At 44.4% G+C, this 17371-nt stretch carries 14 protein-coding genes; 4 read left to right on the top strand and 10 right to left on the bottom strand.

Annotated features, from left to right (window positions below; genetic code table 11):
• Nucleotides 1-26: 26 nt before the first annotated feature.
• The 8 genes from purD to yunB form a co-directional block, all read right to left on the bottom strand.
• Nucleotides 27-1310, bottom strand: coding sequence for a phosphoribosylamine--glycine ligase (purD, locus tag E7588_01055; protein MBE6687846.1), 1284 nt, complete (start codon nucleotides 1308-1310; stop codon nucleotides 27-29).
• Nucleotides 1310-2854 carry a bifunctional phosphoribosylaminoimidazolecarboxamide formyltransferase/IMP cyclohydrolase gene (gene purH, locus E7588_01050; protein MBE6687845.1) on the bottom strand — a complete coding sequence of 515 codons (1545 nt, stop codon included), beginning with the start codon at nucleotides 2852-2854 and terminating at the stop codon, nucleotides 1310-1312. The genes purD and purH overlap by 1 nt, the downstream gene beginning before the upstream one ends.
• A 1-nt stretch (nucleotide 2855) precedes the next feature.
• A complete protein-coding gene (locus E7588_01045) occupies nucleotides 2856-3482 on the bottom strand; it encodes a phosphoribosylglycinamide formyltransferase (protein ID MBE6687844.1) in 627 nt (208 codons plus the stop codon).
• Nucleotides 3483-3509: 27 nt separating this feature from the next.
• The gene (locus tag E7588_01040) at nucleotides 3510-4919 is read right to left on the bottom strand and encodes an amidophosphoribosyltransferase (protein MBE6687843.1); all 1410 of its coding nucleotides are present in this window, start codon (nucleotides 4917-4919) and stop codon (nucleotides 3510-3512) included.
• A 4-nt stretch (nucleotides 4920-4923) separates the two neighbouring features.
• On the bottom strand, nucleotides 4924-5634 hold the full coding sequence (locus E7588_01035; GenBank protein ID MBE6687842.1) for a phosphoribosylaminoimidazolesuccinocarboxamide synthase: 711 nt from the start codon (nucleotides 5632-5634) through the stop codon (nucleotides 4924-4926).
• A gap of 38 nt (nucleotides 5635-5672) precedes the next feature.
• Nucleotides 5673-6170 (bottom strand): 5-(carboxyamino)imidazole ribonucleotide mutase, encoded by a 498-nt coding sequence (gene purE / locus E7588_01030; protein ID MBE6687841.1) that lies wholly within the window; start codon nucleotides 6168-6170, stop codon nucleotides 5673-5675.
• 69 nt (nucleotides 6171-6239) lie between these two features.
• Nucleotides 6240-7784 (bottom strand): hypothetical protein, encoded by a 1545-nt coding sequence (locus tag E7588_01025; GenBank protein MBE6687840.1) that lies wholly within the window; start codon nucleotides 7782-7784, stop codon nucleotides 6240-6242.
• 194 nt (nucleotides 7785-7978) lie between these two features.
• Entirely contained in the window at nucleotides 7979-8677 is a 699-nt protein-coding gene (gene yunB / locus E7588_01020; protein ID MBE6687839.1) for a sporulation protein YunB, read from the bottom strand.
• Nucleotides 8678-8867: 190 nt separating this feature from the next.
• Between yunB and nifJ the strand changes: the two genes are divergently transcribed.
• The 4 genes from nifJ (at nucleotide 8868) to E7588_01000 (ending at nucleotide 15781) form a co-directional block, all read left to right on the top strand.
• Nucleotides 8868-12416, top strand: coding sequence for a pyruvate:ferredoxin (flavodoxin) oxidoreductase (gene nifJ / locus E7588_01015; GenBank protein MBE6687838.1), 3549 nt, complete (start codon nucleotides 8868-8870; stop codon nucleotides 12414-12416).
• A gap of 150 nt (nucleotides 12417-12566) precedes the next feature.
• Nucleotides 12567-13868, top strand: coding sequence for an SPFH domain-containing protein (locus E7588_01010; GenBank protein ID MBE6687837.1), 1302 nt, complete (start codon nucleotides 12567-12569; stop codon nucleotides 13866-13868).
• Nucleotides 13865-14938: a hypothetical protein gene (locus tag E7588_01005; GenBank protein ID MBE6687836.1), complete on the top strand. Its 1074-nt coding sequence runs from the start codon at nucleotides 13865-13867 to the stop codon at nucleotides 14936-14938. The genes E7588_01010 and E7588_01005 overlap by 4 nt, the downstream gene beginning before the upstream one ends.
• A 12-nt stretch (nucleotides 14939-14950) precedes the next feature.
• A complete protein-coding gene (locus E7588_01000) occupies nucleotides 14951-15781 on the top strand; it encodes a hypothetical protein (GenBank protein MBE6687835.1) in 831 nt (276 codons plus the stop codon).
• Nucleotides 15782-15913: 132 nt separating this feature from the next.
• Here E7588_01000 and E7588_00995 read toward each other — a convergent pair whose 3' ends face one another.
• Nucleotides 15914-16756: a sugar phosphate isomerase/epimerase gene (locus E7588_00995; GenBank protein MBE6687834.1), complete on the bottom strand. Its 843-nt coding sequence runs from the start codon at nucleotides 16754-16756 to the stop codon at nucleotides 15914-15916.
• A 31-nt stretch (nucleotides 16757-16787) separates the two neighbouring features.
• Complete coding sequence (locus E7588_00990) at nucleotides 16788-17348, bottom strand: hypothetical protein (protein ID MBE6687833.1); 561 nt, start codon at nucleotides 17346-17348, stop codon at nucleotides 16788-16790.
• Between the last annotated feature and the right edge of the window lie 23 nt (nucleotides 17349-17371).

Genomic DNA, 17371 nt, shown 5'->3' with positions numbered 1-17371 from the left:
CAGTAACGTTAAAAAATACCTGAGCTTCACTTTATACCAATATCCTTGCGGTAGAACATATCAGTGAACGAAACTTTTTTAATTGCTTCGTAAGATTTTTCAATTGCAAGGTCAAGTGTAGGTGCGGTAGAGGTTATTCCGAGAACACGTCCGCCGCCTGTTACGATTTTACCGTCAGCAACTTTTGTACCCGCGTGATAAACCGTAGCACCGAAATCCTCGCATTCCTTAAGACCGCTTATCTCATATCCGGTTTTATAAGAGCCGGGATATCCACCGGAAGCCGCAACAACGCAAACCGCCGCGTTATTCTCCCACTCTATATTAATTTCGTCAAGTTTTTCATCTATAACAGCATTAATGATATCAATAAAATCTGTTTTAAGTCGAGGCAGAACAACCTGTGTTTCGGGATCGCCGAAGCGTGCGTTATATTCTATTACCATAGGACCTTTTGCGGTAAGCATAAGTCCGAAATAAAGTACGCCTTTAAAAGGTCGTCCCTCTTTCGCCATCGCTTCCACCGTAGGCTTGAAAATGGTTTTCATGCACACATCGGCAATATCCGCGGTGTAAACTCTGCTGGGAGAGAATGTACCCATTCCTCCTGTGTTGGGGCCCATATCATGGTCAAATGCACGCTTATGGTCCTGCGCGGAAACCATGGGGACAACTGTTCTTCCATCACAGAAAGCAAGCACGGACACTTCGGGACCTGTAAGAAACTCCTCAACCACAACGCGGTTGCCGGAAGCACCGAAGATTTTATCCTCCATAATGGTTTTTACTGCGCTCTCAGCCGCGGCAAGATCCTCGGCAATAATAACGCCCTTACCAAGTGCAAGTCCCTCTGCTTTTATTACAGTCGGAAAGCTGTTTTTTGTTTTTATGTAATTCATTACATCGGCGGGATTTTCGAATACCTCATAACCGGCAGTGGGAATATTATATTTTTTCATAAGGTCCTTTGAAAAGACCTTACTTCCCTCTATAATAGCCGCGTTCTGACGTGGTCCGAATACTCTGATACCCTTTTCCTGTATCTTGTCAACCATGCCCAGCATAAGCGGGTCATCGGGGGCTACAAAAACCAGGTCTACATCCGAAGTTTCAAGAAAACCGAGTATTCCATCAATATCGGTAGCCTTCACATTAACACACTCAGCAATCTGAGAAATGCCGCCGTTTCCGGGTGCGGCATAAAGCTTACCGCATTGCGGACTCTTTTTCATTGCACAAAGTATGGCGTGCTCTCTTCCGCCCGAGCCGATAACAAGTATATTATATTTTTGCATTATAATTCCCCTCATCAGTGCTTAAAGTGACGCTTGCCGGTAAATATCATAGCAATACCATATTTATTGCAGAGGTCAATGGATTCCTGGTCTCTTATGGAACCGCCCGGTTGAATTATAGCATTAATACCCGCCTTGTGAGCTGCTTCGACACAGTCGCCGAACGGGAAGAAGGCATCGGAAGCAAGAACAGAATTCTTTGCCTTGTCACCGGCATATTTTATAGCAAGTTCAAGTGCGGTGATTCGATTGGTCTGACCGGGACCTATGCCTACGGTACGGTCGCCAAGAGTAAGCACGATACCATTGGACTTTGTATGTTTTACAACCTTCATTCCAAAAAGCATAGCTTTCTTTTCCTCTTCGGTAGGCTGACGGTCGGTAACGCATTTAAGATCAGCTTCGTCATAAAGCTCGTCATTATATTCCTGAACAAGAAGACCGCCCGCAACCTTTTTCATGTCGAGGAAGGATTTTTCGTTGGGCTTGGAAATATCTTCGAGAACAAGAATACGGATATTCTTTTTCTTTTCGATTATTTCTATTGCTTCCGGTGTAAAGGAAGGAGCAATAACGATTTCAAGGAATATTTTGGATATCTCTTCTGCGGTAGCCGCATCAATCTCACGGTTCGCCGCAACAATGCCGCCGAATATGGAAACAGGGTCTGCTTCATACGCCTTAACATAAGCATCGTAAATATTATCCGCAACACCTACACCGCAGGGGTTTGCATGCTTAACCGCAACAACGCAAGGCTCCGAGAATTCCTTAAGAAGATCCAGTGCGCCGTTGGTATCATTGATATTGTTGTAAGAAAGTTCTTTGCCATGCAGCTGCTTTGCGGCGGAAAGAGTACCGCTGAGATGGGTTCCGATTTCCTTATAGAATGCCGCCTGCTGGTGGGGGTTTTCACCGTAACGCATGCTTTGCACCTTTTCGTAAGTAAAGGTGATGTTGTCGGGGAAAATCTCCGAACCGGTCTCTTTGCGGAGATACGTGGAAATCATGGCATCGTACTGAGCGGTGTGGTTGAACACCTTATATGCCAGCTCAAGCTTCTTTTCAACGGTTACGCCGCCGTTTTTAAGCTGTTCTATAATAACCGGGTAATCCGCAGGGTCAACAATAACAGCAACATCCTGATAGTTCTTAGCTGCCGCTCTTATCATGGTAGGACCGCCGATATCGATATTTTCGATAGCTTCGGCACGGGTAACACCATCCTTAAGAATAGTGTTCTTGAAAGGATAGAGGTTTATTGCGACAATATCAATAGGGTCAACGCCCAATTCCTGTATCTGTTTCATGTGCTCAGGGTTGGAGCGCATTGCAAGTATACCTGCATGAATATTCGGATGAAGTGTCTTGACTCTGCCGTCCAGACATTCGGGGAAGCCTGTAACATCCGAAACATTTATTACATTAACGCCGTTGTCTCTGAGAATTTTGGCAGTACCACCGGTGGAAAGCACCTCATAACCCAGTGCTTCAAGTTCTTTGGCGAATTCAACCGCTCCGGTTTTATCGGTAAGACTGATAAGAGCGCGTTTTTTCATGTTATTCTCCTTTAATTTCACATTTATTGTTATTAATTATAAGCTTATCCGCACAGAAAAGCTCTGCCGCATACGGGAGTATTTTCCACTCAGCCTGCTCCATGACACGTTTTTGCAGGATTTCGGGAGTATCTCCGCTTTGTATTTCGACCGCTTTCTGTAATATTATTGCACCACCGTCCACGATCTCATTGACAAAATGTACGGTCGCTCCTGTCACCTTAACACCTTTCGAAAGCGCCGCTTCGTGAACATGAAGTCCGTAAAAGCCGTCACCGCAGAAGGAAGGTATAAGTGAAGGGTGAACATTGATTATACGGTTTGCATATGGCTTGAGAACGACATCTGTAAGGATGCACATAAAGCCTGCAAGTATAACCAGATCACACTCAAGCTCATTGAGCTTTTCGCAAAGTCGTTTATTGAACTCATCCTTCGTACATCCTTTTCGAGCAACCACGCAAGACGGAATTCCCGCATTTGCTGCTCTTGTGAGTGCATACGCATCATCACAGCTGGAAACAACGGCAGCTATTTTTCCTGACTTGAGTATTCCGCTGTTCTGAGCATCAATAAGAGCCTGCAAGTTAGTTCCGCCGCCCGATACAAGGACGGCAATTTTTTTAATCTGGGACATTTTTATCCTCGTAAACTTTTATTTTATATTGCAGTGTTCACATTTATGGTCTTTATCGGATGGATACTTTCCGGTGAAGCAACCGTCGCAGAAGGTGCATTTACCGTTATCAGCAAGATGGTTTACAGCATCAATGCTGAGATAGCCCAGTGAATCTACACCGATGGTATTACGTATCTCCTCAATAGACATACGGCAAGCGATGAGTTTATCCTTACTGTCTATATCCGTTCCGTAGTAACATGGATACATAAACGGAGGGGAAGATATTCTCATGTGAACTTCTTTCGCTCCCGCTTTTCTTAAAAGCTCTACGATGTTGGCGCTGGTTGTTCCGCGCACGATCGAGTCATCAACCATTATAACGCGCTTGTCCTTTACAGTCTCGGCAATAACATTGAGCTTTATTCTGACAGCGTTTTCACGCTCTTTCTGAGTGGGAAGAATAAAAGTTCTTCCAATGTATTTATTCTTAAGAAATCCGATGCCGTATGGTATTCCGGAAGCAAGAGAAAGTCCAAGTGCAGCATCCAGACCCGAATCGGGAACACCAATTACTACATCGGCATCAACAGGATGCTCTTTCCACAGAAACTCACCTGCCCTCAGTCTTGCGCGATGAACACTGTTACCCTCAATAACGGAATCGGGACGTGCGGTATAAACGTATTCAAAAACGCAGATGTGCGGTTTTCTGCCGCAATGGGTAGTTATGGACTTCATATTTTTGCCTTTTATAACAAGAATCTCGCCCGGCATTATATCACGCAAAAATTCAGCACCGATAGCATTGAATGCACAGGACTCGGATGCCACCACGTATGCGCCGTTGGGCATCTGACCGAGACATAAAGGGCGGTAACCAAACGGGTCACGCACAGCAATAAGCTTGTGTGTCGTCATTATAGCCAGAGAATATGCGCCCTCAAGCTTATACATTGCTTTTTCTATTGCTTCCTCTATGACGTTCGAAGTGAGCTTCTGCTCGGTTATGGTATATGCGATAACCTCGGTGTCACCAGTGGTATGGAACATTCCGCCTCTCAATTCATGACGCTCACGGAGCTGTGACGCATTGGTTATGCTTCCGTTAAAAGAAATCGCCATAGGGCCTTTTACATGACGGGTAATAAGCGGAAGATTATTTGCTTTTATAGCCTGGCTTCTTGTGGAATAACGAGTATGTCCAACGGCAATCTGACCGTTTCCCAACTTATCAAAGGCTTCCTTTGTGAAGACATCGGGAACAAGACCTAAATCGCGGTGATAGGATATTTCGCCGTCATTATTTACTACTATTCCGCAACTCTCCTGTCCTCTGTGCTGAAGAGCAAACAGTGCGGTATATGCTGCGTGTGCAACATCGGTTTCGCCGCTGGGGTCACAAATTCCAAAAACACCGCATTCTTCATGAATAGTGTCGAACATGCTGTTATTCCCCCAGAAGTCTCTTGAGAATCTCTTTATACGCATCCTCTACGTTGCCAAGATCACGGCGGAATCTGTCTTTATCCAGCTTTTCCTTAGTTACGCTATCCCAGAAACGACAGGTGTCGGGAGAAATCTCGTCCGCAAGAATAATGGTGCCGTCGGCAGTTTTACCAAATTCAAGCTTAAAGTCAATGAGCTCAATATTGAGGTCCTTAAGGTAATCACCCAGAATTCTATTAATCTTGAGAGAATACTCTTCAATGGTCTTAAGTTCCTCGGGAGTTGCAAGCCCCATAGCAAATACGTGGTAGTTGTTGATCATGGGGTCGCCCAGAGCGTCATCCTTGTAACAAAGCTCAAGCACGGTTGTCTGGAGCTTTGTGCCCTCAGGAAGACCCAATCTCTTTGAAAGCGAGCCCGCTGCTATATTTCTTACGATAACCTCGAGAGGAACGATTTTTACGCGTTTAACAAGTGTTTCGCGCTCGGATATCTCTTCTACAAGATGAGTGGGAATACCCTCTTTTTCAAGCATTTTCATAAGGTGGTTTGTAACGCGGTTGTTTATGATACCCTTATTGGAGATGGTACCCTTCTTTTCACCGTTGAATGCGGTAGCGTCATCCTTGTAGTATACCATGTATACATTTTCATCATCGGTCTTAAAAACCTTTTTTGCTTTTCCTTCATAAAGCTGTTCTAATCTTTTCATTTTGAAAACCTCCGTTTATGATAATATTAATTTCAAACTTATATTTCAGCTATCTTCTCTTGAAGTGCAGCATCCTTTTTCATAACACCTTCAACCATAGCTCTCTTTTCATCAGCAAGCTTTTGTTTAAGAGAAGCATCGGACAGCGAAAGTATCTGAGCCGCAAGTATAGCCGCATTCTGTGCACCATCAATGGCAACGGTGGCAACAGGTATACCTGACGGCATCTGAACCATGGAAAGAAGAGAATCAAGGCCGTCCAAGGTAGAGGATTTTATCGGAACGGCAATAACAGGGAGCGTTGTATATGCTGCAATAACTCCGCCAAGATGAGCCGCTTTACCTGCGGCAGCTATGATAACACCAAAGCCGTTTTTCTCAGCATTTGATGCAAATTCTTCTGCAAGTGCGGGAGTGCGATGTGCCGAAATAACTCTGACTTCAAAGGGCATATCGAAAGCCTTAAGCTTTTTGATGCAAGCCTTCATTGTTTCAAAATCACTGTCACTGCCCATGATAACTGCTGTCTTTAACATAATTTTTCATTCCTTCATATATATTTGCAACGCAAAAAGGCACTTGTTCCGAGTGCCTTTTTAGTTTTATTATTCGCCGATTCGGATATATTTTACTTCCTGCTTTGCGGGATTGGATTCCTTTGCAAGGCCGTATCTTGTGCAAACACATGCTTTTTTGAAGCTTTCGATGATATTATCTGCCTGAGCATCAAAAACAAGTCTGGGAGTAAAGTCATTCTTATCCCCTGCCGAAGTGGACATAACCGGATAGAATGTGATATCTGCAGGTACAAGTGTACCGTTTGTATACTTATAATCCTGAGAAATAATAAGTGCACCCGGATTGGCTACTGTATCGGAACCGAGTATATCGGTTTTTCCGTTGAGTATATCGTTTGTGCTGTATATAAGGGTTTTACCCTTGTAGATATCTATTGCCTGGATATACTGAGGGAAAGTACCGACAACCATATCAGCACCATTATCAACAGCCGTTCTGCCCACACTTACCTGATAATCCGAAATTTCACGGTTTTCATTGCCCTTCCAGCTGAACATGGTTATTACCATAACAGCACCGCGGCTGCGCGCCAGAGATATGGCTTCTTTGACGGTATTGTTAACCGCATTGGCGTTATTTGAAACCGCGGAAGAATTGAGGTCGTAAGAAATAAGTGCAACAGGTCCTATGGAAGTGTTATACTCACACACCTCAGCATTGAGCGCGAAATTTATACCCGCACCGCTGAGTGCAATTTTTGTATCTGCAAGACCCTTATCACCATAATCACCCATATGATCGGAAGCGAGATTAACCGCATTTATCCCTGCTGCTGAAAGCATGGAAACATACTCAGGCTTACCTTTGACAGCAGTTCTGGTGTCATCGGAGGTTGCTTCGGCGGTGAGAGGGTTGCGCAGTGTAACTATGGAATAATCGTCAGAAGAAAACACGGGAGAAAGACCGCCCAAAGGGAAAGAGTTGGTCGCACGTTTTTCAACCTCTGATGCGAAGGTGTTTTCGGAAGCACCCACAACGTCGCCCAAAAGAACTCCGCCGCCTACGGAAACGGTAAACACATCCGAGGGCTTCTTTGTGTTGTTAACAGCCACCATCGCCAATGTAAATGCGCCGTTGGCATCGGTATCTACGGACGGATAAAGCTCCGCATCGGCAGTAACACCGGGTACGAGTGTCTTGAGCCTGGTAAGGTTTCCGCTTACAAAAGAAGACAGCTCAGTGGTACTCATGTAAGGAGTTGTAAGAACATTCCTAAACACAGACGCTATCTCGGAAAGATATGCTTTACCGGAGGCATCCTGCTTTTCAGTGCCCAGATATTCCGCACTGCGTTCAAGCTGATCTATGTAATCCTGCATTTTTACGCTGTAATTCTTGTCATTTTCGTATGCAAGTGTATTGATAAACGCGCTTACATCTGCAGAAAGCTTTTTAATGCTTGTTTCGGAAAGCGGCTCTGTTCTGTTGTGATCGTTCTGGATTATATCATCGCCATTATTCTCTGCAGGAAGTTTGGGTTCAGCTTCGGTATTGTAGATATTGAACATCAGCACCAAAGACACCGTAAATGCGATAAGGCAAAATACGATGCTTATAATACGCATTTTCATAAAATCCTCCACTCAGCGCCCGGCAAAACAGCCAAAGCGGTTATTAATCATTATTTTTGCCGTATTTTGACAGCTTTTTACAGGGTATTACATCATTAGACAAAATAACTATATAGATTATAGCACACTTTTTCAAAAAAGTGAATAGCAAAATCACATAATTAATAATTTTTTTATAATTTATTTTTTCACATTCAGTACACATCGTCTATTCTGCTTTGAAAATCATTCAGCACACCTATCATATCGTCATTCTGTTCAATCACTTCAGTATACGCCGACGGCACACGCCCCACGATAACAGTCTCGGCTATGCATACAGAGTTCACTATATCGACATTTGTACTCAATGTGGGCATTATGAGTGATATTACCGCCCGCACTTCCATATTGATTCTGTGAAGTGTCTGGTTTATGCCGGCCGAAGCGAATGAATTTGTTATATCTGTCGACACAGAGCCTATGGGAATAATTTTAATTTTAATTTTAAAGCCTCTCCCCGAAAACAGATCGCTGTTTACAACACTCCCTATGGGAATGGCAAGCTCATCTTCGGTAGTTTCCGACAATCGATTGAGAATATTGACCGAAAGTGCCGATTTGAGCTGATTAACCTTAACTATGTTGGTTTTGACGGCGCTTATAGTTCCGTCCTGTGTTTTTTCAAAGCTCACCAAATCGTCATACGTTATCCCCTTGTCGCTTATGGTCTCTTCGATTGCCTCGCTTATCACCCTTGTTGCAATAGTTCGCGAACGAGCTGTCGCCATTTCGCGTACTACCGGCCTTAACCTTACATTGAGGTACAACGCAAGCCATATTACCGCAAAAAATATAAGAAATACTGCCAGAATTATCTTTCTTTTGAGTTTTTTCTTCTTTCCCTCATACATTTTATCGCCCCCTGATACATTATATTTCACTCACCTCTGCTTGGTGATGGTCGAAAATTGTGAAATAATTATAAATTTAATAAAAAAATGATTTTTACTATTTACTTTTTCATTGAAAAGTGGTATTATATATATTGTGAATTTTTACGCGGCCGTTTTCGACCGCTCATATTTAAGGAGGATACTTTAAATGGCAAGAAAGAAAATTACCATGGACGGTAATAATGCTGCGGCTCATGTATCGTATGCATTTACCGAAGTTGCCGGCATTTATCCTATTACTCCCTCGTCCGTAATGGCGGAAGTAACCGATAAATGGTCCAGTGAAGGCAGAAAGAACATTTTCGGCCAGGAAGTCAAAATCATGGAAATGCAGTCCGAGGCAGGTGCCGCAGGTACCGTTCACGGCTCCCTTTCCGCAGGCGCTCTGACCACAACTTACACAGCATCTCAGGGCTTGCTGCTCATGATTCCCAACATGTACAAGATTGCCGGTGAGCTTCTCCCCGGTGTTATCCATTGTTCCGCACGCGCACTGGCTTCTCACGCACTCTCCATCTTCGGAGATCACAGTGACGTTATGGCATGCCGTCAGACCGGCTTTGCTATGCTGTGCGCTAACAACGTTCAGGAAGTTATGGACCTTGGCGCTGTTGCTCATCTGAGTGCTATCAAGGGCAGAGTTCCCTTCCTGCACTTCTTCGATGGCTTCAGAACCAGCCACGAAATCCAGAAGATTGAAGTATGGGATTATGACGATCTGGCTGAAATGGTTGATATGGATGCTGTTGAAGCATTCCGCCAGCGTTCTCTCAACCCCGATCATCCCACCCTCAAGGGTACAGCTCAGAACCCCGACATTTTCTTCCAGGCACGCGAGGCATGCAACACTTATTACAATGCAGTTCCCGAGATTGTTGTTGACTATATGAACCAGGTTAACGCAAAAATCGGCACCAACTACAAGCCTTTCAACTACTACGGTGCTCCCGATGCAGACAAGATCCTTGTTGCTATGGGTTCCGTATGTGATACCATTGAAGAAACTATCGACTACCTCAACGCTAAGGGTGAAAAGGTAGGTCTTCTCAAAGTAAGACTTTACCGTCCCTTCTCCGTTTCCCACATGCTCAGTGAAATCCCCGCTACCGTTAAGAAGATTGCAGTTCTCGACAGAACCAAAGAACCCGGTGCTCTGGCTGAGCCTCTCTATCTTGACGTTGTTAACGCTCTGCGCGGTACCAAGTTCGAAAATGCTCTTGTTATCGGCGGCCGTTACGGTCTGGGCTCCAAGGATACCACTCCCGCTGACATCATTGCTGCATACAGAAACCTTGATGCAGATCAGCCCAAGACCATGTTCACCCTCAGCATCAACGATGACGTTACCAGCCTTTCTCTCGAAGTTAAGGAAAGCCCCAACACCTCTCCCGCCGGAACAATCTCCTGCAAATTCTGGGGTCTGGGATCTGACGGTACCGTCGGTGCTAACAAGAATTCCATCAAGATCATCGGTGACCACACTGACAAATATGTTCAGGCTTATTTCGCCTACGACTCCAAAAAGTCCGGCGGTATAACCATTTCTCATCTGCGTTTCGGTGACAGCCCCATCCGCTCCACCTATTACGTTTCCAAGGCAAACTTCATCGGATGCCACAATGCATCTTATGTTAATAAATATGACATAACCGCAGATCTTGAAGAAGGCGGCACATTCCTTCTGAACACCATCTGGTCTCCCGAAGAAGTAGAAAAATATCTCCCTGCAAAGATCAAGAGAGACCTTGCAACCAAGAAGGCTAAGTTCTACACCATCGACGGTGTAAACATCGCGCGTGACCTGGGTCTGAGAGACAAGTTCTCCATGGTTCTTCAGGCAGCATTCTTCAAGCTGGCTAACATCATTCCTCTGGAAGAGGCTGTTGATTACATGAAGGCGGCTATTGTTAAATCCTTCTCCAAGAAGGGCGAAGCTATCGTTTCCATGAACCAGCAGGCTGTTGACAAGGGTATTGCAAACCTTGTTGAAATTCAGGTTAAGCCCGAATGGGCAAATGCTCAGGACGAAGCTTCCGACAAGGGCGCTATCTCCGGCAGACCCGAGCTTGTTGAATTTGTTGAAAAAATACTCAATCCCGTCAATGCTCAGAAGGGTGACTTCCTGCCCGTTTCCACCTTCGTTAAGGACGCTGACGGTCTGTTCCCTCAGGGCTCTGCGGCTTACGAAAAGCGCGGTATCGCAGTTGACGTTCCCGAATGGAACTTCACCAACTGTATCCAGTGTAACTTCTGTTCTCTGGTTTGCCCTCACGCCGCTATCCGCCCCGTTGCTGTAAAGGACGGCGAAGTTGTTCCCGAAGGAATGAAGCTGGTTCCCATGACAGGTATGCCCGGATACCAGTTTGGTGTTACCGTTTCTGCGCTTGACTGTACCGGTTGCGGCTCCTGCTCTCAGGTATGTCCCGGCAAGAAGGGCGAAAAAGCTCTCGTTATGAAGCCTATCGCTTCTCAGCTTGACCAGCAGAAGTACTTCGCAGAATCTTACAAATTTGCTGACAACGACGAAATCAATGCCAAGTTCAAGGAAACCACCGTTAAGGGCAGCCAGTTCAAGCAGCCTCTGCTCGAATTCTCCGGTGCTTGCCCCGGATGCGGCGAAACTCCTTACGCAAAGCTTGTTACTCAGCTGTTCGGCGACAGAATGTATATCGCAAACGCTACCGGTTGTTCTTCTATCTGGGGCGGTTCTGCACCTGCTACCCCCTATACCACCAACAAAGAAGGAAAAGGTCCTGCTTGGGCTAACTCCCTGTTCGAAGATAACGCAGAGTACGGTCTTGGTATGGCTCTGGCTGTTGCACAGCGCCGTGAAAAGCTGGTAGAGCTTCTCACTGCTATTGCTGCAAATGACGAAGCTGATGCTGCTCTTAAAGACGCTTGCAATGCATGGCTTGCAGGCAAGGATGATGCCGCTGCTTCCAAGGCTGCCGCTGTTTCTCTTACCGCTGCTCTTGAAGCTTGCAAAGCTTGCCCCTGCTGCGATCTCGGCAAGGCTGTTAAGGAAGCTCTCGCAAGAAAAGACCTCTTCATCAAGAAGAGCATCTGGATCTTCGGCGGTGATGGTTGGGCATACGACATCGGCTTCGGCGGTGTTGACCACGCTCTTGCTTCCGGTCTTGACATCAATATTCTCGTATTCGACACCGAGGTTTACTCCAACACCGGCGGTCAGGCTTCCAAGGCAACTCCTACCGGTTCTATCGCACAGTTCGCTGCTTCCGGTAAGGTTATGAAGAAGAAAGACCTTGCAGCTATAGCAATGTCTTACGGTTATGTTTACGTTGCTCAGGTTGCAATGGGCGCTGACTACAACCAGTGTATCAAGGCATTTGTTGAAGCAGAAAACTACGCAGGTCCTTCCATTGTTATCGCTTATGCTCCTTGTATCAACCACGGTATGAAGTCCATGGGTACCAGCATGAACGAAACCAAGAAGGCCGTTGCGGCAGGTTACTGGCACAACTTCAGATTCAACCCCGCTGCTACCGAGGGCAAATTTACTCTCGACTCCAAGGAGCCTACCGAGTCCTACAAAGACTTCATTCTCGGCGAAACCCGTTACAGCGCTCTTACACGCTCTTTCCCCGAAAAGGCGGACAAGCTGTTTGACGAAGCTGTTGGATATGCTAAAGAAAAGTACGACAGACTCACCAAGCTGGGCGAATTGTACAACTAATATTCTGAATGCATTTTTTATGGAGGAAGTTCATATGAACTTCCTCCATGTTTTATTTTAAAGGTATTGACATTGAGATGATAATAAAGTATAATTATATCGGCAGTTATACTACCAATTTTGAATTATATTTTATCGGAGGATATTGTTATGGGACTTATAAAGGCAGGAATTGGTGCACTTGGCGGAGTGCTGGCTGACCAATGGAAAGAATTCTTTTATTGCGATTCCATTGATTCCAATACTCTTATGGTTAAAGGTGAAAAACGCACAAGCAAGCGCTCCTCCAACAAAAAGGGAGAGGACAATATCATTTCAAATGGCTCGGTAATCGCTGTTGCCGACGGTCAGGCAATGATGATTGTTGAGCAGGGTAAGGTTGTTGAATTCTGTGCCGAGCCCGGCGAATTTACTTACGATACATCGACTGAACCCAGCATATTTACGGGTTCTTTAGGAGACAGCATAAAGGAAACCTTCAAGACCATCGGCAAACGTTTCACCTTTGGTGGTGATACAGGCAAAGATCAGAGAGTTTACTACTTCAACACCAAGGAAATAATGGGTAACAAATACGGAACAGCCACACCTATTCCTTTTAAAGTTGTTATCAACGAACAGATGGGTCTGAAGCTATCCGTGGATATCAGATGCAACGGAGAATATACATATAAACTCACTAATCCCCTGCTGTTTTACACGAATATCGCAGGTAATGTCACCGACTGCTATGAAAAAACCGAATGGGAAGATATATTGAAAGCTTCTCTCCTGGATGCACTTCAGCCTGCTCTGGCTCAGATTTCCGCAAAGAAGATTGAATATTCCGAGCTTCCCGCTCATACCGTTGAAATCAGAAACGCTCTTACCGAAGTATTAAAAACCGACTGGACAGAGACACGTGGTATTGAGCTTGTAAAACTGACCATCAATTCTCTTTCCATCCCCGAAGACCAGCGGAAGAAGATTACAGAGTGGGAAGAAAACGCAATGACCACCAACCCCATGATGGCAGGCTCCCGTCTTGTAGGTGCTCAAGCCGACGCTATGAGAACCGCCGCGGCTAACGAAAACGGCGCAATGCAGGGCTTTATGGGTATGGGTATGGCAATGAATGCAGGCGGAAGCAATGCTCAGAACCTCTTTGCCATGGGTCAGCAGGTAGCTCAGCAAACCGCTTCCGCTTCTTCAGCGGACAGTTGGAAATGCACATGCGGCACCATAAACACCGGAAAATTCTGTGTTAATTGCGGTACGGCAAAGCCATCGAACAACAGTTGGACCTGTACATGCGGAAAAACAAACACCACAAAATTCTGTTCGGAATGCGGAAAACCCGGTCCGCAGGGCTTTAAATGCGATAAATGCGGATGGGAGCCCAAGGACATGAACAACATCCCAAAGTTCTGCCCCGAATGCGGAGATAAATTTGACGGAAATGATATAAAATGAGTTCAGAAATAAAAACATATAAGTGCCCATGCTGTTCCCATCCGTTGAAGTTTGACAGCGAAAAACAGACACTGTCCTGCGAAGCTTGTGACAATTCATATACCGCAGAGCAAATGCAGGACTATGAGGATTTCGAAAAGATAAGTGACGCCAATGAATTCCGATGGGAAGATAAAAGCGAGCACGACACCGTAGATACAGAAAACATGTGTGTTTATTCTTGCCCTTCCTGCGGAGCTGAAATTATCGGCAACGAAGGTATGGCAGCAAGTGAGTGTGCATATTGTTCAAATCCTGTCATAGTTGAAAGCAAATTGAGCGGTATGCTTAAGCCTGACCTTATCATCCCCTTCTCAATCAGCAAGGATGAAGCAAAATCGGCATATAAAAACTATATTTCAAAGCTGAAGCTTCTGCCTGATTTGTTTTTTGAACAAAACCGTATTGAAAAAATGACCGGCATATACGTTCCGTTCTGGCTGTTTGATTGCACTGCAAACGGAAAATTCACTTACAACGCGACAAATACCCATATCTGGAGCGACAGCAAATACAGATATACAAAGACTGACCATTTTTCCATAATACGCGAGGGCACACTGAAATTTGACAAAGTGCCCGTGGATGCATCTGCAAAAATGGCTGATGAGTATATGGACGCATTGGAACCATATAATTATGATGAGCTAAAGGAATTTGATTTGTCATATATTACAGGCTTTTATGCCGACAGATATGATGTGGCCGCTTCCAAAAGCCGTGAACGTGCAAGCACACGTATAGCTGATACAACGTCGAGCACATTCCGCTCCACTGTAAACGGATATTCAAGCGTTGTACAAAAAAGCGGAAATATACATACTGATGTGAATGCCACGAAATACGCACTTTTACCGGTTTGGATTCTCAACACAAAATACAACGGAAAAAATTATCTTTTTGCTGTCAACGGTCAAACAGGAAAATTTATTGGTGAATTTCCCGTCGATCGCAAAAAGTACTTTAAATGGATGTTTGGAGTGGCGGGAATTACAGCAGTATTGGCACAGCTTTTGCTGTTTTTTATATAAGGTGGTGACGGAATGAAAAAAATACTTTTCGTTATTATACTTATTATTGCTTTGGCTGTTCCGACTTACGCGAATGTCATTGACGAGGCAAATATACTTTCCGAAGCTGACGAACAAGAGTTGAATAAGATAATTGAAGTTCTGCGTGATTTATATGAATTTGATGCAGTTATACTGACTGTAAATACAATTGACGGTGAAGAGATATTCGATTTTGCCGACAACTATTATGACTTCAACGGTTACGGTATTGGCGAAAACCACGACGGTTTGATATTTGTCATTGCTATGGAAGAACGGGAATTTGCCACATCCACCTGCGGAAGAGCAATTTCGCTTTTCAATGACAGCTTGCTGGATGACATACATGCCGAAATAACGCCATATCTGTCTGAAGGCAGCTACAAACAAGCCTTTGAGCAATACATTGGCAGAATTGAACGTACAATTCTGTTAACCGGCAGTACTTCTGTTGATGTTGCAGGCACCTACGATTACAGCGATTACTACTACGATGACACAGATTACACTCGTGAAGTTGTGCGCGGTTATGATTTTTACATCACATTTGAAGTCATAGTTGTCATAGTCGCATTAATAATCGGTTTAATCGTTGTTTCTGTTTTAAAAGCGCCCATGAAAAACATAGGTATAAAGAAAAACGCCGACAGTTATACAAACTGCGGCAATCTCCTCATGGCACGCAGTGTCGATCGATTCATGTACAGCAATGTCACTAAAACACGTATAAATAACGACAGCAACAATTCCGGCGGTTTGAGAAGCACCACGCGAACAGGTAGCAGTGGAAGAACTCACGGCGGAAGAAGCGGAAGATTTTAACGGTGCACTAACACGAAAATCTTTCACCATGAATTCCGGCAATATGAAAAAACGCCGTCGGCGTTCTTATTTCGAAATATTAAAAATAAAAATAAACTCCGCTTAACGCGGAGTTTATTTTTATTTTTATGCTTATTTCATTGAAATTATTCTATCCATGGAAGCAGAGGTGTTATAGATTATCTGGTCGGAATAGTTGTTATAGCAAGGAATCATTTCTCCGGAAACCCAACCGTCATAACCGACTGCCTTGAGCGCCTTAATAACAGCAGGATAATCAACGTCGCCTGCGAGAAGGTCAACAAATCCGTGCAGACCGCCTGCGGCTCTGCGGTAATCCTTGAAATGAACTGCCTTTATTCTGCTGCCGAGAATCTTTACCCAATGTTCAGGATAACCGTTGAATAATACGTTACCGATATCAAGATAAGAACCTACGTAAGGATTATTGATTTTGTCAATAAAGTCACGAAGCTCCAAGGGAGAAACAAGGAACTTATTCCAAACGTTTTCAAGACCGATATTTACCTTGTACTGTTTTGCGATTTCGCCAAGCTCACTGATTGCATTGAAGGCACGGTCATACGCAACGTCATACTCAACAACCTCACAGCCATCAACAAAGTCGGCATTTACAAGACCGGGAATCACAAGGATTGAGCTACATCCGAGGATTGCGGCGCTTTCAATTTCTTTCTTTACAATTTCCTTTGCTTTTGCTGCTTTTGCGGCATCATTGGATGTTATAGGGAAATCCCAGAACAAACCGGTTGCGAGGCTGTACATCTCAAGACCTTTGTCTTCAATATTCTTCTTAACCTCAAGAAGCTGCTTTTCGGTAGATTCAAGGGAAACCTCACCCGTCATATCAAGTGAAAGCTCGATTCCATCAAAACCTGCCTTCTTTGCAATATCAACCTTTTCGTAAAATGTTTTGGAGCCGTCAAATGACCAAATGTTAATACCTTTTTTCATAATATGTAAATCCTTTCTGAATTATAATTCATTATTTAAGTGTTTTGGCAACCTCTTTTATAATGTCGGCCACCTGCTTTGCGCAGACATCGATACCCTCCTGCGAAAGATGAATCTTGTCATCGCATATATATTTATCAATATCCTTTGCGACGGTGCTGTACAGGTCGTTGATGATAATTCCCTTTTCTTTCAGTACGGGAACAATCAGACTGTTATATCTTTCGGCGACAGGGTTTTTGTTAAACTCATGCTTGGGAGAAACCGGGGTCGTGGTAGCAAAAATTACCTTGTCATGTCTTTTTAGCAGAATATCGGCAATTTTGCACATATATTCGATGTATTCGTTTTCGGGAGTGAATGGCCCCTCACCAAAAAGATTACATGTATCCCAAAGTCCATTATTCCAGTGAACGATACGGCTTCCTGCCATGTCATTCTTCATATCAAACAAAGTTCGATAGGTGTATTTAGCAAATCTGCCGTTATCACCCGATTGGAAAACCTCGTAATCATCGCCCAAAAGCTCAGGAACCTTCAATCCGTACCCGATCATACGTATTGAATCTCCAAGCAAAGATATTTTAATCATATATATCTCCTTTATATCTCCTT

This window comes from Oscillospiraceae bacterium (assembly GCA_015065085.1).
Lineage (GTDB): Bacteria > Bacillota > Clostridia > Oscillospirales > SIG627 > SIG627.
Note: the sequence above shows the minus strand (reverse complement) of the source record. Positions and strands in the feature narration are given on the sequence as shown.